Annotated in this window: 20 protein-coding genes and 1 tRNA gene; 11 read left to right on the top strand and 10 right to left on the bottom strand. The window is 66.8% G+C overall.

Annotation, left to right across the window (positions count from 1 at the left end):
- The first annotated feature begins 4 nt into the window (after positions 1–4).
- Positions 5–1,705 carry a thiamine pyrophosphate-binding protein gene (locus ATO3_RS05820; protein WP_233152042.1) on the top strand — a complete coding sequence of 567 codons (1,701 nt, stop codon included), beginning with the start codon at positions 5–7 and terminating at the stop codon, positions 1,703–1,705.
- Between the two features lie 10 nt (positions 1,706–1,715).
- Positions 1,716–2,213 (top strand): Dps family protein, encoded by a 498-nt coding sequence (locus ATO3_RS05815; RefSeq protein WP_088649346.1) that lies wholly within the window; start codon positions 1,716–1,718, stop codon positions 2,211–2,213.
- Between the two features lie 356 nt (positions 2,214–2,569).
- Here the strand turns inward: ATO3_RS05815 and ATO3_RS05810 are convergent, their stop codons facing one another.
- Positions 2,570–3,379: a response regulator gene (locus ATO3_RS05810; RefSeq protein ID WP_088648884.1), complete on the bottom strand. Its 810-nt coding sequence runs from the start codon at positions 3,377–3,379 to the stop codon at positions 2,570–2,572.
- A gap of 87 nt (positions 3,380–3,466) precedes the next feature.
- On the opposite strand from ATO3_RS05810, the gene ATO3_RS05805 reads away from it, so the two are divergent.
- The 6 genes from ATO3_RS05805 to ATO3_RS05780 all read left to right on the top strand — a co-directional run bounded on the left by ATO3_RS05805 (position 3,467) and on the right by ATO3_RS05780 (position 8,385).
- A complete protein-coding gene (locus ATO3_RS05805) occupies positions 3,467–3,736 on the top strand; it encodes a NepR family anti-sigma factor (protein ID WP_143747232.1) in 270 nt (89 codons plus the stop codon).
- Positions 3,726–4,277 (top strand): RNA polymerase sigma factor, encoded by a 552-nt coding sequence (locus ATO3_RS05800; protein ID WP_088648882.1) that lies wholly within the window; start codon positions 3,726–3,728, stop codon positions 4,275–4,277. The genes ATO3_RS05805 and ATO3_RS05800 overlap by 11 nt, the downstream gene beginning before the upstream one ends.
- 39 nt (positions 4,278–4,316) lie before the next feature.
- Positions 4,317–6,014 (top strand): sensor histidine kinase, encoded by a 1,698-nt coding sequence (locus tag ATO3_RS05795; RefSeq protein ID WP_158217913.1) that lies wholly within the window; start codon positions 4,317–4,319, stop codon positions 6,012–6,014.
- Between the two features lie 16 nt (positions 6,015–6,030).
- A complete protein-coding gene (locus ATO3_RS05790; RefSeq protein ID WP_088648880.1) occupies positions 6,031–7,503 on the top strand; it encodes a phospholipase D family protein in 1,473 nt (490 codons plus the stop codon).
- A 165-nt stretch (positions 7,504–7,668) separates the two neighbouring features.
- Positions 7,669–7,866 (top strand): CsbD family protein, encoded by a 198-nt coding sequence (locus tag ATO3_RS05785; RefSeq protein WP_088648879.1) that lies wholly within the window; start codon positions 7,669–7,671, stop codon positions 7,864–7,866.
- Positions 7,867–7,869: 3 nt separating this feature from the next.
- Positions 7,870–8,385, top strand: a complete 516-nt coding sequence (locus tag ATO3_RS05780; RefSeq protein ID WP_088648878.1) for a pyridoxamine 5'-phosphate oxidase family protein — start codon at positions 7,870–7,872, stop codon at positions 8,383–8,385.
- 282 nt (positions 8,386–8,667) lie between these two features.
- Here ATO3_RS05780 and ATO3_RS05775 read toward each other — a convergent pair whose 3' ends face one another.
- From ATO3_RS05775 to ATO3_RS05745, 7 genes are all read right to left on the bottom strand, one after another.
- Positions 8,668–9,387 carry a gamma-glutamyl-gamma-aminobutyrate hydrolase family protein gene (locus tag ATO3_RS05775; RefSeq protein WP_088648877.1) on the bottom strand — a complete coding sequence of 240 codons (720 nt, stop codon included), beginning with the start codon at positions 9,385–9,387 and terminating at the stop codon, positions 8,668–8,670.
- A complete protein-coding gene (locus tag ATO3_RS05770) occupies positions 9,384–10,358 on the bottom strand; it encodes an amidoligase family protein (RefSeq protein WP_158217912.1) in 975 nt (324 codons plus the stop codon). Before ATO3_RS05770 ends, ATO3_RS05775 begins: the two co-directional genes overlap by 4 nt.
- A gap of 199 nt (positions 10,359–10,557) precedes the next feature.
- On the bottom strand, positions 10,558–13,137 hold the full coding sequence (locus tag ATO3_RS05765; protein ID WP_088648875.1) for an HWE histidine kinase domain-containing protein: 2,580 nt from the start codon (positions 13,135–13,137) through the stop codon (positions 10,558–10,560).
- Between the two features lie 6 nt (positions 13,138–13,143).
- Positions 13,144–13,773, bottom strand: coding sequence for a heme oxygenase-like domain-containing protein (locus tag ATO3_RS05760; protein ID WP_088648874.1), 630 nt, complete (start codon positions 13,771–13,773; stop codon positions 13,144–13,146).
- A gap of 364 nt (positions 13,774–14,137) precedes the next feature.
- Positions 14,138–15,058 (bottom strand): NAD(P)-dependent oxidoreductase, encoded by a 921-nt coding sequence (locus tag ATO3_RS05755; protein ID WP_233152041.1) that lies wholly within the window; start codon positions 15,056–15,058, stop codon positions 14,138–14,140.
- Entirely contained in the window at positions 15,055–15,951 is an 897-nt protein-coding gene (locus ATO3_RS05750; RefSeq protein WP_088648873.1) for an NAD-dependent epimerase/dehydratase family protein, read from the bottom strand. The genes ATO3_RS05755 and ATO3_RS05750 overlap by 4 nt, the downstream gene beginning before the upstream one ends.
- A gap of 108 nt (positions 15,952–16,059) precedes the next feature.
- A complete protein-coding gene (locus tag ATO3_RS05745) occupies positions 16,060–16,707 on the bottom strand; it encodes a GntR family transcriptional regulator (protein ID WP_088648872.1) in 648 nt (215 codons plus the stop codon).
- Positions 16,708–16,786: 79 nt separating this feature from the next.
- Between ATO3_RS05745 and ATO3_RS05740 the strand changes: the two genes are divergently transcribed.
- Positions 16,787–17,851 carry an AbrB family transcriptional regulator gene (locus ATO3_RS05740; RefSeq protein WP_088648871.1) on the top strand — a complete coding sequence of 355 codons (1,065 nt, stop codon included), beginning with the start codon at positions 16,787–16,789 and terminating at the stop codon, positions 17,849–17,851.
- A 181-nt stretch (positions 17,852–18,032) separates the two neighbouring features.
- Positions 18,033–18,917 (top strand): formyltetrahydrofolate deformylase, encoded by an 885-nt coding sequence (gene purU / locus ATO3_RS05735; RefSeq protein WP_088648870.1) that lies wholly within the window; start codon positions 18,033–18,035, stop codon positions 18,915–18,917.
- Positions 18,918–18,972: 55 nt separating this feature from the next.
- Here the strand turns inward: purU and ATO3_RS05730 are convergent, their stop codons facing one another.
- Together ATO3_RS05730 and ATO3_RS05725 are read right to left on the bottom strand one after the other, a co-directional pair.
- Positions 18,973–20,775, bottom strand: coding sequence for an OmpA family protein (locus tag ATO3_RS05730; protein WP_158217911.1), 1,803 nt, complete (start codon positions 20,773–20,775; stop codon positions 18,973–18,975).
- Between the two features lie 228 nt (positions 20,776–21,003).
- Positions 21,004–21,088: transfer RNA gene (locus ATO3_RS05725), tRNA-Leu, on the bottom strand.
- 180 nt (positions 21,089–21,268) lie between these two features.
- Here ATO3_RS05725 and ATO3_RS05720 point away from each other — a divergent pair.
- Entirely contained in the window at positions 21,269–22,252 is a 984-nt protein-coding gene (locus tag ATO3_RS05720) for a complex I NDUFA9 subunit family protein (protein WP_088648868.1), read from the top strand.
- Positions 22,253–22,267: the final 15 nt, after the last annotated feature.

Below are 22,267 nucleotides of genomic sequence, written 5' to 3'. Positions count from 1 at the left end.
TCAAGTGAAAGACACGATGACCACCCCCGAGGCCAGAACCGGGGCCGAAGCGCTTGTCGCCGCGCTTCAGGCGCTGGGCGTGACCACGATCTACGGTGTTCCGGGCGAGGAAACGACCGAGCTGATGGAGGCGATCTCGGCCTCGTCGCTGGAGTTCGAACTGTGCCGGCACGAGCAGGCGGCGGCCTACATGGCCTCTGTCCACGGGCGCATGACCGGGCGGCCGGCGGTTTGCCTGTCGACACTGGGGCCGGGGGCCACCAACCTGGTGACGGGTGTCGCCGATGCCAACCTGGATCACGTGCCGCTGATCGCCCTTACGGGGCAGGGCGCGCGGGGCCGGATCGGGCGGGACGCGCACCAGATGATCGACCTCGAGGCGCTGTTCCGCCCGGTGACGAAGCTGAGCCGCACCATCCTGACCGCCGATGCGGTGCCGGGCAGCGTGGCCGAGGCCTGGCGCCAGGCGGTGTCGGGCCGCCCCGGGGCGGTGCATCTGTGCCTGCCCGAGGATGTCGCCGCCGCGCCGACCGATCGTCCGCCCGTTCCGGTGCCCGCACCGCAGGCCACCTGTCCGTCACCCGAGGCGCTGGACGCCGCCGCGGACCGGATCCGGGCGGCGGAACGGCCGCTGATCCTGGCCGGTGCCGGGGTGTTGCGGGGCAGGGCCGCCGACGCCCTGCGCGCCTTCGCCGAGACGACTCGGGTGCCGGTTGTGACCACCTTCATGGCCAAGGGCATCCTGCCCGCCGAACATCCCCAGACGCTGTTCACCATCGGCCAGCCCGGCGGCGATTACATCGACCTGGCGCTGGGCGCGGCCGATCTGATCATCGCCATGGGCGTCGATCCGGTCGAGCTTTCGGCCGCCGATTTCACCCGCGACGGGCGGATCCCGGTCGTGGCCATCGGGCCCGAGGTCATCCCCGCCGATGCCGGCTGGCGCCTGAGCGAACAGGTCTGCGGCGATATCGGAATGGCGACCGAAGGGCTTCAGCAGTGCATCGCCCCGTTTTGCTGGGCCGACGTGCCCACCTTCACCGCCACGCGCGATGCCATGCGCCGCACCCTGCGCCGCGAACGCAGCGAGGCGCCGCAAGGACCGGTGGCGCCGCAGGACATCTGCCGGGTGATTTCCGACAACCTGCGGCCCGGCGACACGGTGCTGTCGGGCGTGGGGCTGCACAAGCTCTGGATCGCGCGCCATGTCTCGCCGCGCCGGCCGGGGCAGCTGATCGTGCCCAACGGGCTGGCCGGCATGGGCCTGGCCCTGCCCGGGGCCATCGCGGCGGCGCGGCTGAACACCGAGGGCCGGGTGCTGGCGATCTGCGGCGACGGCGACCTGATGATGAACCTGCAGGAGATGGAGACCGCCGCGCGGCTGGGCCTGTCCCTGACGGTCATGGTCTGGGATGACGGCGCGCTCAGGCTGATCGAGGAACACGGCGGGGCGGACAGCCCCGATTTCCGCTTCGGCAATCCCGGCTGGGATGCCCTCGCGCGCGCCTTCGGCTGGGTCCATGCCCGCGCGGGCGGGCTCGAGGACCTGCCCTCGGTGCTGCGCGACGCGCAGGACGCGGCGGTGCCTGTGCTGATCTCGATCGCGGTGGACCATGCGGCCGGCGGCGGCCTTCCCGGCACGAAATCCGGTACGCCACAGGAACCCGAGGCCGGGCCGGACGTTTATACCTCAGATGGAAAATAAGGAGAAAAAGATGAAGGACGCACTGCAAGTTGTTCCCTCCGCCAGCGACGTGTCCACGGGTGTCCGGGACGCGGGCGCAATCTCCGATGCGCTGGCCGGAGTGCTGGCCGATACCTACCGGCTGGTCTTCAAGACCCACGCCTATCACTGGAATGTCGAAGGGCCGCTGTTCTACTCGATCCACAAGCTGACTGAAGAGCAGTACGAGAACATGTTCGCCGCCGCCGACGAGCTTGCCGAACGGATCCGTGCCCTGGGCAAACTGGCACCGTCGACCCTGGCGCAGATCATGGAGCATTCGAAGATCGAGGATCGCGGCATCGAGCTGACCGCCGCCGAGATGGTGGAAGACCTTGCCTCGGACCACGAGCGCGTTGCCCACCGCCTGCATGCCGTCGTCGAACTGGTCGATGGCCGCAAGGACCCGGTGACCGAGGACCTCGCCACCGCACGAAGCGCGTTCCACGAGAGCGCCGCATGGATGCTGCGCGCCATTGCCAAGTCGTGATCTTGAGGGGCCGAACGGGTCCTGCCGCAATGGCACGCAATAGCAAAGTTGTCCCGTAGGCACCTCTGCCTGCTACCTGCCCCGCTTTCGAGCGGGGCTTTTTTCGGCCCTGGCCAAGATCGCCCCCCTCGTGGCCTGAGCCAGCAGCGGGGCCTTGTCGTCAGAGCCTTTGGACCCGCGGCACACGTCTGCATCGCCGGAACACGTCGCTTGATACGAAGTTAAGGAACTGTTTGGCACCTTTGCGCGTAGTTCCATCAGGAGGCCAAACGGGCGCGGAACCGAGCGACGTACACCAAAAAAAGGGGACCCGCAGGCCCCCTTTCGAACACATAAGCGTTGCGCATCCTGTGCTGTCAGGCTTTCAGCGTTTCGGTGGAGGCGAAGAACATCGCCTGGCTGACCGCAGACCGCACCTGGTCTTCGCTGTAGGGCTTGGAGATCAGGAAGGCGGGTTCGGGACCTTCGCCGGTCAGAAGACGCTCGGGATAGGCGGTGATGAAGATGACAGGGCAATCTCCATGCTTGGCCAGGATCCGGTTCACCGCGTCGATGCCGCTGGAATTGTCGGCAAGGTGGATGTCGGACAGGATCAGGTCGGGCTTCTCGGCTTCGGCCAGCTTGATCGCGGCCTCTTCGGTCCGGGCGACGCCGGTGATCTGATGGCCCATTTCCGACACGATCGCTTCCAGGTCGATGGCGATGATCGCTTCGTCCTCGATGATCATCACGCGACCCGAGACGGACTTGGACATTTCCGAGTAGGCGATGTCGACCAGTTCACGCGCCTCGTCCTGGGACACGCCAAGGATGGCGCCCAGGTCTTCGAAGGTGAATTCCTCGATGGTGTGGAGCAGCAGCGCCTCGCGGGTGTCGTTGGTCAGGCTCGACAGATGCGCCTGCGCGCGCGCCGCCAGGCCGGTATCACCGTCTTCGAAGGTCGCGCCGCTGGTGGACCAGATGCTGTGGAAAACCTGGAACAGGGCTGCCTTGGGCGAGATCGACCGATCATAAACCTGCGGATCGGCCAGGATCGCCTCCAGTGTGGCCATCGCGTACTTGTCACCACTGTTCTGGGCCCCCGTCAGTGCCCGGGCATAGCGGCGCAAATAAGGAAGATTGGTCCCGACCTGTGCGGCAAGATCTCCGTTAGAGGCAGTGGTCATCCTTGAGTCTCACTTTTTTGAACTATCTACGGAACCAAACCGGTAACTCGGCGTTTCGTTCCAGTCGTGGACGTAAAAAAAGCAAAGTTGAGCGCAGAAGACATGCCTGAAAAAGACCGCGCAGCGAAAATGGAACAGTTGATCGACGCCAACCTGAAGCGGGCGTTCAACGATGTTCTGAAAGAGGACGTGCCCGATCGGTTCACGAACCTCCTGGCCGAGTTGCGCGCGGCCGAAAGCAAAAACCGGTCCTCGGACAATGAGCAATCAGCGCAGGTGGCGCAGGCGCCGAACGTCATGGAAGACGATGCGCCCGTTGCCCAGCAACAGGCGGGAGGCGTCCGCAATGGTCGCTAATCCGCGTGAAGAGATCGTGGAGCACATCAAGTCGCTCCGCGCCTTCGCCTTCAGCCTGACCCGGAATTCCGCCCTGGCCGACGACATGGTGCAGGATGCGCTGGTCAAGGCGTGGACGAATATCGACAGTTTCGAGGCGGGCACCAACATGCGCGCCTGGCTGTTCACGATCCTGCGCAACACCTATTATTCCCACCATCGCAAGCGCCAGCGCGAAGTCGAGGATGCCGACGGCAGCCACGCCGAGAGCCTGTCGCAGAAACCGGACCACGACGGCCGACTGCAGATGCGGGATTTCAACGAGGCATTCGCCCAGCTGAAGGAAGAGCACCGCGAGGCGCTGGTCCTGGTGGGCGCAAGCGGCTTCTCGTACGAAGAAGCGGCGGATATGTGCAACGTCAAGGTTGGCACGATCAAAAGCCGCGTGAACCGGGCACGCGCCCGACTGGCGGAACTGATGCACCTTGAAGACGACCATGGGCTGGACCTGACCGACTCCGTGACCGCCGGTATCGTGTCGTCCCCGACGCGCGCCGCCTGAACTTCGGAGCAACCTTGAATGAAGGGATTGCTGGCCCCCATGCGGAGCTTGACAGGGCAGCTGGTGATCCTGTTGACCCTCGCTCTGCTTCCGCTGGGGCTTATCTCCGTCTACCAGACCCGGGCCGTTGTCGACGAGGCGGAGCGGCTGAACCAGGCCGCGCTTCAGGCAGAAACCGAAAGCGCGGCGGCCGCCGAACGGGAACTGATCCGCGAAGCCCTTGGCGCGGCCAAGGGCATGTCCGCCCTGGGGCTCGAAGAGCTGCGCGACGAATGCGATTCCCTGCTGGCTGAATTCGTTCGATTCCACCCCAGGTTTGCCTATGCCGGCTTTGCCGATCCCATGGGCAACATCGTCTGCGCCTCGCGCGCGACGGGCATCAACATCCTCGATTCCGAGGCTTTCCAGGGCGTCGTAGAAAGCGGCGGGCCGCATATCGAACTGGTTGGCCGCGGCCGCGTGACCGGCATTCCCGTGGTTGTCGTGGCCGATGCCGTCCAGCGCGAGGGGGCCGTCGAAGGCTATGTCATGATCTCGATCCCCTCGCGGATCGCCGACGCGCTTCTGAACGACGAATCCACCGAGCGCGGGCTGCACCTGGCGGCGATCAACAACAGGGGGCAGGTGATTTCTGCCACCGGCGGCACCGAGACCGCCGAGGCCCATATGCCGACGGGCGTCCTGCCCGAAGCGCTGTTCGATCGGATCGGCGATACCTTCGAGGGCTGGAGCAACGACGGAGAACGGCGCGTCTTCGCCATCTCCGAGATCGTGCCCGGCTCGGCCGCGATCGTGGGCAGCTGGCCCGCCGCGGTGGCCGTGGACGGCCATGCGCTCTGGCGTGCGCGCCTGTCGGTCACCTTCCCGCTGCTGATGTGGCTGGCCGGGATGGGCGTCGCCTTCTTCGGGGTGCAACGCCTGGTGATCCGCCACGTCTCGGCCCTTGCCTCGGCGATGCGGCAGCACGCGCTCGGGCGGCTCTCGGGCGGCCGGATCGAACTGGATCGCCCACCGGACGAGCTCAAGGCGGCGGAAACCGCCTTCAACAGGATGATCCTGTTGCTGGCCCAGGCCGAGGCAAAGCAGGAACAGGACCTCCGCGACAAGGAGGTCCTTCTGCGTGAAGTGCACCACCGCGTGAAGAACAACCTGCAGCTCATTGCCTCGATCATGAACATGCAGTCGCGGCTGACCCATTCGAAAGAGGCGCGCCGCATCCTGGCCGACCTGCAGCGCCGGGTGCGCGGCCTGGCGACGCTGCACCGCTCGCTTTACACCGGGGCCGAGACAACGACGATCGACGCGGCCGAGCTGATCCGCACGCTGCTGGCCGACCTTGCGCCGCTGGGCCCGGAATCGGGGCTGGAGATCGAAACCGACCTGCAGGAGGTGCATCTGTATCCCGACCAGGCGGTGCCGTTGTCGATGTTGTTCTCGGAGGCGATGACCAACGCGATCAAGCATGCCGGCAAGCCCGACACCGGCCCGGCGAAGATCCGGGTGACCCTGTCGGTCGACGACGATGACATGGTCTATTTCATGCTGGAAAACACCCTTGGCGAGCGCCTGTTGCCGGAGAACGATTTCGACACCGGGATGGGCGGCCTGGGAACGCGGCTGATGCGGGCCTTCATCAGTCAACTCGAGGCGCGGGCGGAACAAGAGCAGGACGAACGGACTTATCGTTATGGTGTGCACTTCAAGCGCGCCGAGTTCACCAACGACATGCGACAGTAAACTCAGGACCGAACTCATGGACGATTTCGAGGTCCTCATTACGGCGGCGCAAGCCTGGCCCGCCTTTGAAAGGGCTGTACTGGCCGCCGAGAGCGAGATCATCGGCGGCTTTCGCATTTTTGACATGCGCACGAAGCTGCGCAGTGCAGAGGCGCGGGCGATCGGCGAGACCTGGTTCGACCTGTTGGCCGATGCGCTGGAACGCGGCGTTTCGGTCACGCTGATCGTGTCCGATTTCGATCCGGTCATGGCGACAGAGCTGCACGAACTGACCTGGCAGACCAAGCGCCAGGCCGGGGCGTTGGCGGAAATCGCCCGGCCCGCGCCGGGCCAGCTGCGTGTGATCGCCGATCTGCACAGGGCCGAGGCCGGGCTGCTGCCCTGGGTCGCGCTGCTGCCGGCGGTGGCGATGAAGTGGCGCGAGAAGCTCCGCCAGATCAAGGGTGTGCGCCGCCGCTTGCAGGCCGTGCGGCTTGATCCCGACCGCCTGCCGGTGCTCAGCCCCGTAAGTCACCACCAGAAGATCGCGGTGATCGACGGCAAGGTGCTGTATGTCGGCGGGCTCGACCTGAACGAACGCCGCTGGGACACGCCGGACCACGACCGCCCCGCGGCCCATACCTGGTCCGACGTGCAGCTGATGATCCGCGGCCCCGAGGCCGAGGAGGGACGCCGCCACCTGAAGGAAATGCTCGAGGTCACCTCGGGCCGGGCGCAGCCTTCACAGCTGAACCGTCTGCGCCGGACCATGTCGGCCCCACGAAAGGTGCAGTTCCCCTTCCTGTCGCCCCGCAATGTCCTGCACGAGATACAGGACGATCACCTGGCGGCCTTCGGGCGGGCGAAACACCTGATCTACGTGGAAACCCAGTTCCTGCGCTCCTCCATCATTGCCGATGCGCTGGCGGAGGCCGGGCGAAAGACCCCGGACCTGCGCCTGGTGGTGGTGCTGCCCTCTCTGCCGGAAGAGGTGGCCTTTTTCGGCAATCGGGAAATCGACGTCCAGTTCGGCATGGCCAGGCAGGCCGAGGCGATTGCCCGGATCAAGGACGCCTTTGGCGACCGCGCGACCTTCGCCAGCCCTGTCCAGCCGCGCTATGCCGCGCGTGACACGGTAGAGTCATCGTCCGGCTCGCCCATCGTCTACGTCCACAACAAACTGCTGGTGCAGGACGCGGACTTCGCCATGGTCGGCTCGGCCAACCTCAACGGCCGCTCGATGCACTGGGATACCGAGGCCGCAATCCGCATCGAGGACCCCGACCGCATCGCCGCCCTGCGCGCGGCCCTGTTCCGGCACTGGTGGTTCGACGAGATCCCGCCCGAGGCGCAGGATCCCAAGACCCTGCAGCAATGGTGGGGCAAGGAGATCATCCGCAACGGCATGCGCCAACCCGTGAACCGGACCGGTTTCCTGGTGCCCCATGCGCCCGATGCGCTGGCCGATCTGCAGACGGATCTGCCCGGCGTGACCGAAGATCTGGTCTGATCGAAATCGCGGCGACGCGCGCGATTTTCAGGAACTTCGCCGCGTCCGAGACGTTCTTACCATACAAGACGGGCGACAGCGGTGCGCCGCTATCCCCAAGGAATAGCTCAACGTTTTCAGGCATTTAGCCTGAGACATAGTCGCAGACCGCAAAGGAGTGACGCTATGAACAATGATCAGATCATGGGTAAATGGACCGAGGTCAAAGGCAAGCTGCGCGAGAAGTACGGCGAGCTGACCGATGACGAGCTGGAGCAGGCCAAGGGCGATCGTGAACAGATCGAAGGCAAGCTGCAGCAGCGCTATGGCCAGACCAAGGAAGAAGCCAAGCGCAGCGTGGACGATATCCTGGCCGAGGTGTAAGCCATGGCCACGCGGACCGAAGATCCGGTGAAGGCCAAGGGGCAACTCTGGGACAAGCTGGATGACACGCGGGTCGGCATGCTTTGGGTCAAGGATTCGGGGCAACACCCCCAGCCGATGACCCATTATGCGGACCCGGGCACGGAAAGCATCTGGTTCATCACCTCTTCGGACACCGACCTCGTGGCCGCCATCGGCCATGGGGCGGAGGCAGGGTTCACCCTGCAGGCGCCGAGCGGTGATTACCAGGCCAGCCTTCAGGGCAGCCTGGTGGTCTATGACAGCGCCGAAAAGCTGGACGAGCTGTGGAGCTACGGCGCCGCAGCTTGGTTCGAGCACGGCCGTGATGACCCGAAGGTGACCCTTCTGCGCTACACGCCGCGCGAAGCGTCGGTCTGGGTGTCTGATGGCAACCCGGTCGTCGTGGGGCTGAAGATGATGCGCGCCGCCATGTCGGATGAAAAAGGCGATCCGGACGTCGGTGAGCATCACGTGCTGCACCTGAACCTCGCCGCATGATGCAGTAAGCGGACAGGCTTTAACAAGTGAACGACCGGCCGGATCTTTCCGGCCGGTCTTTTTTTATGCGCCGGGCTGCCTGAGGTTCGGGGGAGCTGTCCGGTTCACACGGACCCTCCGGTCGCGCGGCTCTTGGTTGGCGGGGTGGGGCCCGAGGGCGAAAAAGCTGCCTCGCTTTCGTCTGTTCAACGCCCAAAAGCCGCTTCCCGCCATGCAAAAGCCGCGAGGAACAGCCCGCGGCTCCTGGCCTGTCTCGACTTTGCGCTGTCCTGTCAGGCGGGATCAGGCGTGCACCGCATCCTCGCGCACGGCGCGCCCCTGGTTCCGGGCCTCGGCCCGCGCCTTTGCGGCGACAACCAGCGCGCGGAAGATCGCGCGCTGGCGGCGGGCGTAGAACAGGTGCTCGGGGTGCCATTGCACCCCCAGCGCAAAGGGATCGCGCGACCGTTCCACCGCCTGGATCATACCGAATTCGTCCCGGGCAGACACCTGAAGCCCTTCGCCCAGGGACTGGACCGCCTGGGTGTGAAGGGCGTTGACGCTCATGTCCTCCTGTCCCGCGATCCGTGCAAGCTGCGTTTTGTCCAGCACGTCGATGCGGCGGCGGGGCAGGATGGTGCGGATCTTGTTGTCGGAACCGAAGGTCGCCCAGGCGTCCTGGTCCAGGTCGCCTCCAAGCGCCACGTTCAGCATCTGCGCGCCACGGCAGATGCCGAGCAAAGGGATGTTTCGGGCGATCGCCTCTTCGGCCAGCCGCCGTTCCAGCGCGTCACGCTCGGGATCCAGCCGCACGCCGATCACCGGCGTGCCGCCGTAAAGATCGGGCGAAATGTCGTCGCCGCCGCCGATGATGACGCCGTCGACCTGGTCCAGGTCGGCCGGACGGCCCGCGCCCCAGCGCAGGCCTCGGCCCCCGGCAAGCCGGAGGTTCAGGTTGACCAGTGGAAAGATGCGCCAGCCGGAGCGGCGCGATGTGGTTACTCCGATGACAGGGCGGGTCATGCGGCCGACTTCTGACCGCCATCCCCCATGCGCAGCGCAACCTGGTCGGCCCAGGCGTCGCGCGCTTCTCCGCGCATCGGGCGGGTCGCGTAGCGGAAGGCCTGCCAGTCGTCGCAGAGCGTCCACAGCAGCTCGGTCCGCTGTGCCAGTCTCTCGACCTGCCACCAGCAGGCCCAGGGTTCGGCAAGCGACCAGCCGGCTTCGTCGATCCGGCAGTCGGGCAGGCGGAAATGGAAGGCGGGGCGGGCCGAGACGGATTCGCCGCCAGCGACGACCACGTCGAACCGGTCGGGGTCCAGATGCCGGAACAGCGGCATCAGGTCGAGCCCGTGGTTCCGCGTCTCGGTGTGGTCGGAATAGATCGAGAACAGGTCGTCCAGCGACGCATCCGGAACGCTGACCAGGGCATCCACCAGGCTGTGCGGCCACGGCGTGACAAAGGGCATCCAGCGCCGCGTCGTGTCCACCGGGTAGGTGGCGCGCAGCCAGTCCTCGATCAGGCCATAGGCCAGGATCAGGCGCGAGCTGTCCAGCGGGTCCGACGGGATCTCGGGGTTGAGGTGCACGCCGAAGCCGAAGAACAGCCCGTCGCGCGATCCTTGCGCGCCTTCCTTGCGCAGGGCCTCGCGCAGGCTGTCCAGCAGCGGCATTTCCTTGGGGGTCAGCGGCGGCGTGATGACCTCGACAGGCACGACGCGGCGCGCCAAGTCCAGCCCCATTTCGATGAGGGGGCGGGCGCTTGCCTTGCGCAGCGCGGTGTCGAGCTCGACCTTGAGCGTGCCGATCGCGGTGTTGCGGATGTCATAGGTGCGATGGCCGCTTTCAACCACCTCGCCGCCCAGCGTCCGGGCGACGATCTTCGCAGCATCCAGCTCTGTCAGGCCCGAGAATTCGATTTCGACGCCGCAGCGCCGCTCGGACCCGGCATCGACCGGGAAGGGTGGAAAGGGGAGGTTGGAACGGTGTGTCATGGTCCCGGAACGCCTGCCCGGGCGTCCGGGTTCCCGACAGGTTCCCCGCATTTAGGTCAACTTTAACCTGTGGCGTCCGGGTGCCACACCGTGCGGCCCGGCCCGAAGCGGGCGCGCACGGCGCCTTTTCCCGGCCGCCGCCGCCCGCCCGGACACCCCGTACGGGCCGGCGATCAGGGCCAGAGATCAAGGCCAGCGATCAGGCGAAGAGATCGGCCAGAACCGCGCGCACGTGTTCCACGTCGTAGGGTTTGCGCAACACCGGTGCCGGCGGGTAATCGGCCAGCAGATCCTCGTTTTCGCCATAACCGGTGGCCATGGCGAAGGGGATGCCGCGCGCCGCGCAGGCCTCGGCCACGGGCAGCGAATTCTCGGACCCGAGGTTCACGTCGACCAGCGCGAAGCGGATCGGCACCTGGTCCAGGATCGCCAGCGCCTGCGCCACCGAGGCCGCGGTATGCACCCGCTCGGCGCCCAGATCCGTCAGCCCGTCCGAGGCATCCAGCGCGATGATCATGTTGTCCTCGACCACCAGGGCCTCGCCCTCAAGCCTCACCTCGGACCGGGGCCGCACGTGCACCGGCGCTTCTGCCGGTTCCGGTGCCAGCTCGGCCGGCTTCACGACGGCTTCCGGCAGGCGGAACCGCGCCTGCAGGCCAGAGACAAGAAAATCGACATCTGCTTCTCCCTTGAGTTCGAACGGAACCGACCGTTCGATGATCGTTGTGCCAAAGCCACGCCGCTTGGGCGGTTGCACCGGCGGGCCGCCGCGTTCCTGCCAGTGCAGCAGCGCAGCGCCGTCGCGGTCCAGCGTCACACTCAGGTCCACGGTGCCGGAACTGTCGCTGAGCGCGCCGTACTTGGCGGAATTGGTTACCAGCTCGTGGATGACCAGGGCCATGGTGGTGAAGGCCGCCGGAGACAGGTCGATCGTGTCCCCGGTCAGGCGCACCCGGTCGGACTGGGCATTCAGGTAGGCGCGGGTTTCGGTTTCGACCAGGAAATTCAGCGGCACCCAGGTCCAGCTTTTCGAGGTCAGCTGGTCATGGGCCCGGGCCAGCGCATGGATCCGCGCATTCAGAACGTCGGAATAGGCATCGATCGTGGCGGCATCGCCCCGGCCCTGGCTGACCAGACCCTGGATCAGGTTCAGGATGTTGCGCACCCTGTGGTTCAGCTCGGCGATCAACAGCTCCTGCTGCTGCTGAGCCCGCTTGCGCGAGGCATTGGCCTCGTCCGCCAGCTTCAGCACGATTTCCAGAAGCGTGACCCGCAGCGCATCGGCCGCGCGCCGTTCGTTCGGGCGCCATGGCGACGAGGTGCCGCGCACGATCTCCTGCCAGGCCTCGAAGCTGCGGCGCGGGGTCAGGCGCTGGCCGTTGGGGCCGACCTCGACCGGTTTTTCGGGGTTCCCGGCCCAGGACACCGATCGCGCGATCTCGCGCCGGAAGAGCACGATGTAATCCCGCGGCTGCCGCGAGATCGGCAATGCCATCAGGCCTGCGGCACGATCGACGAAACCGGCCCCCGCCGGATAGCGGTTCGAGATGCAGTCCGTCGTGAAGACCGAACTGGCCTGCGCCGTGTTCAGGAAGCGCACGAGGCCCAGGAACTCTTCCTCGGTCGGGGTGGAGCCGATGGCGCGGAACTGGCCGTCCCAGTAGGCGACGATGCCGTCGAACTCGACCACCTCCTCGATCGCCTTGGCGATGGTGTCGAGGCTGCTGGTCACGTCGGGCTGCGAGGTCATCTGCGCCAGCAGCCGGTCGTGCATCTCGCGGGCGCGGTCCATCTCGGCCAGTTCGCCGTTCATCTCTAGCTGCGTCAGTTCATAGCTGAAGAGCTGGGCGAACAGTTCGGCGGCCGAGCGCGTCTCGTAATCCACGTAATGCGGTTCGCGGTGGTGGCAGGCCAGCAGGCCCCACAGCTTGCCCTTGCTCAGGATCGACACCGACATCGAGGCGCCGACCTCCATGTTGCGCAGGTATTCCAGGTGGATTGGCGACACCGCGCGTGTGGCCGACAGCGACAGGTCCAGCGCGTGCCCGTCGGGGGAATGCGTGGGCAGGATCGGGACGGTCTCGGCGTTCACGTCGGCGATCAACCGCAGCAGGTTGCGCTTGTAAAGCGCGCGCGCCTGCTTCGGGATGTCACTGGCCGGGTAGCGCAGCCCGAGAAACGGCGCCTGCCCGGGCTCCAGCGCCTCGGCCATGACGGTTCCGGTGTCGTCCTCGTTGAAGCGATAGACCATGACCCGGTCGAAGCCGGTCAGCGCCTTGAGCCCGCGCGCAGCCTCGCGGGCCATCCGTTCGACGGTGGTCTGCCGCTGGATCCGGCCCATCAGGGACCGCACCAGCTCGCTGTCCTGCACCCTCTGGCCGCCGCCGTTGACCGAGGCCTCGAACTCGAACACGTAGTTCCGTGCGGAGCGATGGATCGACACGTCGTAAAGCCGCCCGTCCCGCATCAGGTCGATCCCGAACAGCCGGGCGATGGCGTCCTCGTGGGTCAGCATCTGCAGGCGCGCGCGCAGGTCGTGGATGGTCTGCGCCGGCAGCAGCGCCGACAGCGGCTGACCGATCAGCGCGTCGGCGTCCGCCGGCATCAATGTGCCGGCATTGGCCGAGGCATGCCCCACGATCCAGTCGGGGGACACGGCCAGGAGGATCCCGAAGGGCTGGACATGGCCGATGACGTGGATCGGTTCGCGGTCGCAGTTGGTCAGGTCGACGGGCTGTCCCGCTTGGGACTGGCGCTGTTCGAAAGGGTCAGAAGCCATGGTGTGTCAGAAATCAGAGCTTTGGGAAGGGTGCCTCGGGAGCGCACCGTCGAGAAACAGTCGAAGGATCCGGCATGTGTCGTCCAGTATACGATCCGCGTCGGCACCGTCGGGCCGCATGTCGCATGTTCTTTTGCAGAACGCCTGCCATTCCGTCACGCGCGCCGGCGCGCTGAAATAGGCCGCGGCCCCGCGCACGCGGGGATCGGTGGCGGCGCGCCAGTGGCGGGCCAGCACCGTGCTGCCAAGCCGCGAGCCGAGCACGACGTAATCCACCGCCACCGGGCACAGCGCGCTGAGCGGGGCGGCCGCGGGACGCGTGGCCGCGCCCAGCCCGGCAAGGTCCGCGCGCAGCCGACCCGCCAGGTCGGCCGCCAGGGCCCTGCCGTCGAAGGCGGCGTCCGTCGCATCCTCGTAGGCGGTGTCGTGCGCGGGGTCTTCGGGCTCCAGCAGGGTCGAGGCGCCCAGGGCCGCGAACCCGCGTTCATTCGCGCGCAGGAACCCCGCCAGCCCCTCGGGCGCATGCAGGTCGAATGCCCCCAGCGCCGCATCCAGCGCATGGTGCAGTTCGGCTGTGTCGGACCGCAGCCTGTCCCGGAGGGAGGCATCGGCCGCGGCAGGATTATCAAGGGGCAAGGCGGACTCCGGCAATATCGATGGTGATCTAGGGGGCCGCTTGTTTTCGTCCACCCCAATATCTGGATTCAAGTCGTAATTTCACTCAATATTAACGAGCATGAGCAGCAAGGCGGTTCAACCGCGGGCAATAGCAGGGGTCGTGGCGCTCTGTTGCCCAGGCTTTGCGCATGCGTGACTTCGGACCTTCCTACATGCGACCTGCATGCGTCGGGTTCAGCAGATGTCCGGGCTGAAGATCCTGGCCATTGCCCGCGGATTATTGGACCGGAAGCCATGCCCGGACAAGATGAAATCGGATGCCTGCGGGCCGCGCGCGGCGGCAGCGCCGGGTCAGGTGAGCGGCATCGGCTGCGCCTGTCCTTCAGCCCTTGCCGGGGCTCTCGTCCTCTGACGCATCACCCGGAAGCCCGTTGGTCTCGGCGATGAAATCGGCCAGCATCGGCAGGAACCGGTCGCCCTGGCCCGCCGCCTCCATCGCCGCGAGGCTGTTGCGCACGGCCGCCTGCACCGGGTTCACCGCGCCCAGGCTGACGGCAAGGTTCGACATGTAGGACATGTCCTTGTGCGCGTTGGTGATCGAGAAGCGATGTGCGTTCTCGTCCCGCTCGAGCGTCCATTTCATGAAGGTCTCGTAAAAGCCGTTGGCCATGCGCGACGATCCGATCACCGCGTCGAACTGCTGGGCCGACAGGCCGGATTTGCGCGCGATCGCCAGCGCCTCGGCATAGAGCGCGCCGTAGCCCAGCGAGATGAAATTGTTGATCAGCTTCATCTTGTGGCCCTGACCCACCGGGCCCAGGTGCACGACATTGCCGGCCCAGGCGTGCAACAGCGGCTCGATCCTGGCAAAGGTCTCGGGATCGGCGCCGACCATCGTGTCCAGCTTGCCCTCCCAGGCCTCCTTCGGCGTCCGGCCCAGCGGCGCGTCGGCGAACCCGATGCCCTTGTCGGCGGCCATCCCGGCCAGCTTCATGGTGCTCACCGGGTCCGAGGTCGAACAATCCACGATGATGCTGCCCTTGGCCGCGTTTTCCAGGATGCCATCGGGGCCCAGCACGTTGGCCTCGACCTGCGGGCTGCCCGAGACGCAGAGAAAGATCACCTCTGCCTTCCGCGCCATCTCGGCCACGCTCTCCGCCTCGGTCGCGCCGCGGCCGATCAGATCCTCGACGTTGGTGCGGCTGCGGTGGGCGATGACGGCCATCTCGTGTCCCGCCTCCAGCATGTTCTTGGCCATGCCGTGGCCCATGAGCCCCAAACCGATGAAACCGACCTTGGTCAATGCTGATCCTCCGGGACGTATTTGCGCCAGTCGTGCTCTTCGACGAACCCCAGCATCTCGCGGATCTTGCGGTTCGAGAACAGGGCCTCGTTTTCGCCCAGCTCCCGCGTGACGGGGACGCCGGGGAAGAACCGGGCGAGGATTTCGGAATTGGGGATGTTGACCGAATTGGTGTCGTTGCCGGCGTTGAACACCTGAAAGCCGAGCCCGTCTGTCTTCAGGCAGCGGTCGACGATCTGGCCCAGGTCGCGGGCGTCGATGTAGCAGAACAGGTTGCGCCGCCGCACGCCGGGATCGGCGAAGAAGCCGGGGAAGCGGTCGTATTCGTCGGGCTCGATCACGTTGCCGATGCGCAGCGCGTAGATGTCGGCGCCTGACCGGCGCTGAAAGCTGCGGCCCGTGACCTCGTTGACCACCTTGGACAGGCCGTAGCTGTCCATCGGGTTCACGTCGTAATCCTCCTCCACCGGGAGGACGTCGGGATCGGCCGTGCCGTCGGCGAAACAGACCCCATAGGTGGTTTCGGACGAGGCGAAGACGATCTTGCGGATGCCCAGTTTCACCGCCGCCTCGATCACGTTGTAGGTGCCCTGCGTATTGACGCGAAAGGTCTCCTGGTCGGGGGCGATCAGGATCCGGGGGATGGCGGCGAAATGCACCACCGCATCGTAGCGGGGGACGCCGGTGCCGGGTTCCAGCTCGTCGAAATCGGCGTAGCTGGTCAGGACGTTGAACATCGATCCGCTGTCGGTGATATCGGCGGTCAGGTTGTCGATGCCGGGCTCGTCCAGCGGCGTGAGGTCGACATTGACGACCCGGTGCCCCTGGTCGCGCAGATAGCGGCAGACGTGGCGGCCGGCCTTGCCCGAGCCGCCGGTGAACAGGATGCGCATGATGTTCCCCCCATATTCTCCCGTCTCCGCCCCTCGGGCGCGCGCCGGAAGCGGTTGCGATAACAGGGTGCCGCGCGGGCAGGCCGGTTGCAAGGGGGGGGCCGCCGTTCAGGACCGGGCGCGGAACTGGCGCAGGCGGGCGCGGTGGCCGGCCTCGACATGGGCGCGCATCGCGGCTTCGGCGCCGGTCTCGTCCCGGGCGCGCAGGGCGGCGATCACCCGGTCGTGTTCGGCGATGGCCTCGTCGGCGCGGAGGCCGTCCTCCATGGGTGTGGGGCCAAGGATCAGCAGCGTCTTGTAGACCGCTTCGACCGCGCGGCGCAGGTAGCGGTTGCGCGCGGCTTCCAGCAGCACGGCGTGGAACTGGCGGTTGACCTCCTGCAGGCGGACAACGTCGTCGCGGGCGGCGCGCATCTCGTCGTTGATCGTCTCCAGCTCGGTCAGCTCGATGTCCGAGGCAGCGCGCGCAGCGAACCGCGCCGCCGTGGCTTCGAGCACGGCGCGCATCTCGTAAAGCTCGCTGACCTCGCGGTAATCCAGCTTGCGCATCGCGGCGCCGACCCGCGGCACATGGGTCACCAGCCCGTCCGATTCCAGCTGCCGGATCGCCTCGCGCACGGGCGTGCGCGACAGGCCAAGCCGCCTGGCCAGATCTGCCTCGGTCAGGCGGTCGCCGGGTTTCAGCGTGCCCGCCTTGATGTCGTCGATCAGCCTGGCATAGGCCTCACGCCCCTGGCCGCTCGTGGTCTCCGTCATGGCTGGGCCCTCTCCCTTGCAACTGGGATACAGTGGGATACAACCGAATGCAACTGGACCACAAACCGACTCGGACTTTATGCGCGACCGACTTTCCCCGACCCACCGCCGGATCCTGACCATCGTGCTGGCGGTGCTGGGGGTGGGGGTGTTCCAGCGGCTGTCCCTGCCTCTGCCGTTTCTCTTCGGGCCGATGTTCGCCTGCCTGGTGGCGGCGCTGGCGGGGATGCCGCTGAAGGGGCTGGGCGAATTCGGCGTGGCCTTCCGGACGATCCTGGGCGTCGCGGTGGGCGCCTCGGTCACGCCCGAGGTGATCGGGCGGCTGCCACAGATGGCGCTCTCGGTCTCCCTGATCCCGATCTACATCGCGGTGATCGCCTGCGTCGGCGTGCCCTTCTTCCGCAAGGTCTATGGCTTCGACTGGGCGACGTCCTGGTATGCGGCCATGCCCGGCGGCCTGCAGGACATGGTGATCTTCGGCACCGAGGCCGGCGGCGACGTGCGCGCGCTGTCCCTGATCCACGCGACGCGGGTTCTGATCATCGTGACCCTTGCGCCGCTGATCCTGACCCACGGCTTTGGCGTCTCGCTCTCCAACCCGATCGGCGCCCCGGCGGCCAGCCTGCCGCTGTCCGAGATGGGGCTGATGCTGCTGGCGGCCCTGGTCGGATGGAAGGGGGGCGAGCGGATCGGGCTGTTCGGGGCCTCGATCCTTGGGCCGATGATCGTGACGGCGGTGCTGTCGCTGGCCGGGCTGATCCATTCGCGCCCCCCGGCCGAAGCGATCCTGGCCGCGCAGTTCTTTATCGGGATGGGCATCGGGGTCGGCTATGTCGGCGTCACGCTGCTGGAGCTGCGGCGGATCGTCAGCGCCGGGGTGCTCTTTGTGGTCCTGCTGGCGGCGCTGGCGGCGCTGTTCACCGAACTGGTGGTGATGCTGGGCCTGGCCGAGCCGGTGAACGGATTCCTCGCCTTCGCGCCGGGCGGGCAGGCCGAGATGACGGTGCTGTCGATCATCGCCGGTGCGGACCTGGGCTTTGTCATCGTGCATCACCTGACCCGGATCCTGCTGGTGATCACCGGCGCGCCCATCGCGGCGCGGCTGTTTCGCGTGAAGGACGCCGGGCCCCGCGGCCCGGGTTAGCCGCGCCGTCCCCGATCCGCGTCGCCGCGTGTCGGATAATGGACCGCGGTGCCGCTGCGGAACGCCGCCGCGCCGTAGAACGCGCCTGACAGGTCGCATCCGAAATTGACCGCCAAACCAGACGCATAGAGGAATACCCCAGCGTCTGCGCCGCAGCGCAGCACAAACCGGGGAACCCCACATGACGACATACGTCCTTACCGTTCAATGCCCGTCCAGGCGCGGGATCGTCGCCGCCGTTTCAGGCTTCCTGGCCGACCATGGGTGCAATATCACCGATGCCGCCCAGTTCGACGACACCGAGACCGGCCGCTTCTTTGCCCGGATCACCTGCACACCGGAAACCGGCACGGGCCTTGAGGCCCTGCGCGAGGGGTTCGTCCCGGTCGCGCAATCCTTCGACATGGACTGGGGGATCCATGACGCCGGCGAGCGGATGAAGGTGCTGGTGATGGTGTCGAACTTCGGCCACTGCCTGAACGACCTGCTCTACCGCTGGCGCATCGGCGCGCTGCCGGTGGATATCGTCGGTGTCGTGTCGAACCACCACACCTACCAGAAGCTGGTGGTGAACCACGACATCCCTTTCCACCACGTGAAGGTCACGAAGGAAAACAAGCCCGAGGCCGAGGCGCGTCTGCTGTCCATCGTCGAGGAATCGGGCGCCGAACTGGTGGTGCTGGCCCGCTACATGCAGATCCTCAGCGACGGGCTGTGCCAGAAGATGTCGGGGCGGATCATCAACATCCACCATTCCTTCCTGCCGTCCTTCAAGGGCGCGAACCCCTACAAGCAGGCCTATCAGCGTGGTGTGAAGCTGATCGGGGCGACGGCGCATTACGTGACTGCCGATCTGGACGAAGGCCCCATCATCGAACAGGACACCGTCCGCGTGACCCATGCGCAAAGCCCGCAGGATTACGTCTCGCTCGGTCGCGACGTCGAGGCGCAGGTGCTGGCGCGGGCCGTCCATGCCCATATCCACCGCCGCTGCTTCATGAACGACGACAAGACGGTGGTCTTTCCCGCCAGCCCCGGCTCCTACGCGTCCGAGCGGATGGGCTGACACGAAAAGGCCGGCCCCAGGAGGCCGGCCGTTCCATTTCCGGGGGGTGCCGGGATCAGTAGAGCAGCCCGGTGATGTTGCGCACCGCCGCGCGGCGGTTGGCGCGTTCGTCGGTCAGGGTCTGCACCTTCAGATCGGTCTCGCCGTAGCCCTGGGTGATCAGGTTCTGCGGCGGCACGTCGAAATACTGGGTCAGGGCCAGAGCCACCGTCTCGGCCCGGCGGTCCGACAGGGCGAGGTTCGTGCTGGCGCTGCCGACCGCGTCGGTATGCCCTTCGATCAGAAAGACCGAATCGGGTTCCCTGGCGATGATGTCGCGCATCGACAGGCCCAGGTCGGCCAGCGCATCGGCCTGGCTTGGCTGGATCGCGGCGGAGCCGGTCGCGAAGGTTACGGCGGTCAGCTCGACCTCGGGCGCCAGCGCGCGCACCTGCTTGTAGTCGCGCACCTGCTGGAGCGAAAAGCGGCGGCCCACGTCATCGGCGATGGCGGCCTGCAGGGCGCGTTCCAGCGCCTGCTGATCGGCATCCATCGGCGCGGCCTGTCGGAACGCCACGGAATCGGGTTCCGGCAGGGTGTCGAAATCGATCGGATCGGCGGCCTGGGTGTCATCGAAAAGCACGACCTCTTCGCCATTCTCGGCGCGGATCACGCTGCGGCGCAGCACGGTGCCGTCCGCGCCACGCACGGTGATGACCTGGCGGCCGTCTTCATAGGTGATCGTCTCGCGCGTGGAGCCGTCCCGGTAGGTCTGGCTCGCCACTTCCGCGCCCGGCTGGGCAAGCAGCTCGTCGTCGTTCTTCAGCACGCGCAACTCGCCGTCGCGCTCCACCACGACCCGGTCGCCCGAGTTCGAGACGACCTCGTCGCCGTTGTTCAGGAAGGCGCCGACCGCGGCGGTGCCGAGGCCGAGCAGCAGGGCTTTCTCGAAGGTCGAGAGTCCCTCGTCGTCGTCGTTGTCCTGCGCCTGGGCCTGGACGTTCTCGTTCACGGCGGTGTCGAAATCCTCATCGGCGCGGCGCACGTCCTCTTCGGCCACGGTGCGGGTCTGCACCTCGGCCTGCGCCTCTTCGCCGGTCTCTTCACCGGCGGCGGCCTGCCGTTCCGCGCGGGCGGCGGCGGCCGCTTCGCGGCGCTCGGCCCGGGCCTGGGCGCGCCGCTGGCGCTGGGCATCGGTCAGCTGCTGTTGCCCGGCTTCGCCGACCTGGCGGTCGGCATTCGCGGATTGGGCGTTCTGCTGGCGGTTGCCGTTGGCCGACTGATCGTCTTGCGCCTGCTGCTGGCGGGCGGGATTGGCGCGCTGGTCGTTTCCGGCCTGCTGCTGGCGGTTGCCATTGCGGGGCTGATCCTGGTTACCCTGCGCACGCTGCTGACGCTCGGCCGCCGGCGGGTTGGCGGTGTCCGGATCGGCCTGGGCGTTCTGCGGCTCGCCCGGGGCCTCTTCCTGCGCGCGGGGCGCGTCTGCCTCGGCCTGCCGGGGCGGCTCCTCCGCGCCCGGGGCGGGAAGCTCGCCCTGGTTGGCGGGTGCGGCCAGCACGCCGAGCGCCGTCAGCTCGCGCCGCACTTCGTCCGAGCTGTTGCCGATCGCGGCCTGAAGCGCGTCTCCGCCCCGGTCGACGCCGCGCTGCAGGGCGCCGGCGGAACAGACCTGGATGCTGTCGGGGCCGCCACGGCCGATGATGGCGGGGTCTCTGACCATCTCCATCAGCTGTTGGGACAACTCGCGGGGGTTTTCCGTCACGACACCGGTCGGGGCTACACACGGGAAGGGGCGGTTGCCCTGGGCCATGGCCGCCGGTGCGTTGAGCGTCAGGCAGATTGCCACGGCTGTGGTCGAAGTCAGGGCTCGGATTGTCATTGGATCCTCCATCGTGCTGAACCCTCGCGGGCGCATATTGTGAAGGAAACGAGGCCGGCCGTGCGGGGGTTCCCGCCTATACCCCTTCGGGTATCCCGGACGGGGCGCGCACGGGCCGGACGCCCTTTGTCTCATGGGCCTGCGCGTGAATGCGGCAACCGGGGCCGGCCCAACGAAAAAGCGCCACAACCCGAAGGTTGCGGCGCTTTTTCGTCGCTCCGGAGAGCTTGGTGCCCAGGAGAGGACTCGAACCTCCACGACCGAAGTCACTGGTACCTGAAACCAGCGCGTCTACCAATTCCGCCACCTGGGCAGGTAACGTGAGAGCGGCGTTTAAGGATAGTCGCGGGGGGTGTCAAACGCTTTCTGGAAAGTTTTTCGCATTACATGGGCCGCGAAGGACCCGTCTTGGGGCAAGCGGCGATTTGCGCCTTGTTCGAGGGGCCTTGCAACGGTAATTCCAAGGGAAGTGCAGACAAAGGAGAGGCCCCCCATGTCGAAGCTGGTCACGATCTATGGCGGATCCGGGTTCATCGGCCGTTATGTTGCGCGGCGTATGGCCAAGGCGGGCTGGCGTGTCCGCGTGGCAACCCGGCGCCCGAACGAGGCGCTGTTCGTCAAGCCATACGGCGTTGTCGGACAGGTGGAGCCCGTGTTCTGCAATATCCGCAACGACGAGTCGGTCGCCGACGTGATGACCGGCGCGGACGCGGTGATCAACTGCGTCGGCGTGCTGACCGAAAGCGGCGCCAACAGCTTCGAGGCCGTGCAGGCCGAGGGCGCAGAGCGAATCGCCCGCATCGCCGCAGAGAAGGGGATCGGCACGCTGGTCCAGATCTCGGCCATCGGTGCCGACGCGGACAGCGACAGCGAATATGCCCGGACCAAGGCTGCCGGAGAGGCCGCCGTGCTGGAACACATGCCCGGTGCCGTGATCCTGCGCCCCTCGATCGTCTTCGGGCCGGAGGACGAATTCTTCAACCGTTTCGCGCAGATGACGCGGCTGGGCCCGGTCCTGCCAGTCGTGGGTGCCGAAACGAAGTTCCAGCCCGTCTATGTCGACAACGTCGCCGAGGCGGCCGAGAAGGCGCTGAAGGGCGGGGTGCCCGGCGGTATCTATGAGCTGGGCGGCCCGGACGTGATGACCTTCCGCGAGCTGATGCAGAACATGCTGACCATCATCCGCCGCCGCCGGCTGGTGATGAACATGCCGGGCTTTGCCGCGAAGGGGATGGCCGCGGGCCTGAGCCTGGCCGAGAAACTGACGCTGGGCCTGTTCTCGAACACGATCCTGACGCGGGACCAGATCGCCAACCTGTCGACCGACAACGTGGTGGCCGAGGATGCCAAGGGCCTGCAGGACCTGGGCGTCGATCCCGTCGCGATGGAGGCGGTGCTGCCCGACTACCTGTGGCGCTTCCGCCCCTCGGGCCAATATGCCGAGATCAAGGAATCCGCGCGCGATCTGAAGATCTGATCGCGCGTGCCCTCA

Source organism: Marinibacterium profundimaris, assembly GCF_002210095.1.
GTDB lineage: Bacteria > Pseudomonadota > Alphaproteobacteria > Rhodobacterales > Rhodobacteraceae > Marinibacterium > Marinibacterium profundimaris.
Note: the sequence above shows the minus strand (reverse complement) of the source record. Positions and strands in the feature narration are given on the sequence as shown.

Bases quoted from the DNA above. Each gene is read 5' to 3' on its own strand.
- ATO3_RS05815 (WP_088649346.1), top strand. From the start codon at position 1,716: ATGAAGGACGCACTGCAAGTTGTTCCCTCCGCCAGCGACGTGTCCACG.
- ATO3_RS05810 (WP_088648884.1), bottom strand. From the start codon at position 3,379: ATGACCACTGCCTCTAACGGAGATCTTGCCGCACAGGTCGGGACCAAT.
- ATO3_RS05800 (WP_088648882.1), top strand. From the start codon at position 3,726: ATGGTCGCTAATCCGCGTGAAGAGATCGTGGAGCACATCAAGTCGCTC.
- ATO3_RS05795 (WP_158217913.1), top strand. From the start codon at position 4,317: ATGCGGAGCTTGACAGGGCAGCTGGTGATCCTGTTGACCCTCGCTCTG.
- ATO3_RS05790 (WP_088648880.1), top strand. From the start codon at position 6,031: ATGGACGATTTCGAGGTCCTCATTACGGCGGCGCAAGCCTGGCCCGCC.
- ATO3_RS05785 (WP_088648879.1), top strand. From the start codon at position 7,669: ATGAACAATGATCAGATCATGGGTAAATGGACCGAGGTCAAAGGCAAG.
- ATO3_RS05780 (WP_088648878.1), top strand. From the start codon at position 7,870: ATGGCCACGCGGACCGAAGATCCGGTGAAGGCCAAGGGGCAACTCTGG.
- ATO3_RS05775 (WP_088648877.1), bottom strand. From the start codon at position 9,387: ATGACCCGCCCTGTCATCGGAGTAACCACATCGCGCCGCTCCGGCTGG.
- ATO3_RS05770 (WP_158217912.1), bottom strand. From the start codon at position 10,358: ATGACACACCGTTCCAACCTCCCCTTTCCACCCTTCCCGGTCGATGCC.
- ATO3_RS05765 (WP_088648875.1), bottom strand. From the start codon at position 13,137: ATGGCTTCTGACCCTTTCGAACAGCGCCAGTCCCAAGCGGGACAGCCC.
- ATO3_RS05750 (WP_088648873.1), bottom strand. From the start codon at position 15,951: ATGCGCATCCTGTTCACCGGCGGCTCGGGCAAGGCCGGCCGCCACGTC.
- ATO3_RS05745 (WP_088648872.1), bottom strand. From the start codon at position 16,707: ATGACGGAGACCACGAGCGGCCAGGGGCGTGAGGCCTATGCCAGGCTG.
- ATO3_RS05740 (WP_088648871.1), top strand. From the start codon at position 16,787: ATGCGCGACCGACTTTCCCCGACCCACCGCCGGATCCTGACCATCGTG.
- purU (WP_088648870.1), top strand. From the start codon at position 18,033: ATGACGACATACGTCCTTACCGTTCAATGCCCGTCCAGGCGCGGGATC.
- ATO3_RS05730 (WP_158217911.1), bottom strand. From the start codon at position 20,775: ATGACAATCCGAGCCCTGACTTCGACCACAGCCGTGGCAATCTGCCTG.
- ATO3_RS05720 (WP_088648868.1), top strand. From the start codon at position 21,269: ATGTCGAAGCTGGTCACGATCTATGGCGGATCCGGGTTCATCGGCCGT.